This is a genomic window from Mycobacterium sp. NGS49 (genome assembly GCF_059812565.1).
Window position 1 is genome coordinate 1 of the sequence record NZ_JCALCX010000118.1, and the last position, 346, is coordinate 346.

General features: G+C 58.1%; 1 protein-coding gene. It reads right to left on the minus strand.

From position 1 onward, the window contains the following. A partial coding sequence (locus tag AC5Y7D_RS30950; protein WP_499930008.1) for a PE domain-containing protein occupies positions 1-97 on the minus strand: 97 nt, incomplete at its 3' end. Positions 98-346: the final 249 nt, after the last annotated feature.

Below are 346 nucleotides of genomic sequence, written 5' to 3' on the forward strand. Positions count from 1 at the left end.
CCGCGGCGCTGTTGGCGCTGTTGACAGTCGAACCAACACTGGCTAAGTCGGCCGCAGCTGATGCCATCTCTTCGGGCACCGCAATCAAGAGCTCCACGTCATTCTCCTAACATTGAAATGATCAGCGGTATCTCGGTAGGTCCTGGCAGCCTGTCGACCTTGCTGGCAACGCTTTACACGCTGGATGGGAACCGCTGTCGACACCGACACGACCAGGAAAGCCGTCAAAGGCTAGCCATCGACTGCACACAGCGGCGTCCAGTCACCAAAAACGTTGCCGCACCGAAACTCTCGATCCAACAACCTGGCCACAACCCCCCTTGAGGGAAGACTCTGTTGCTGTCCC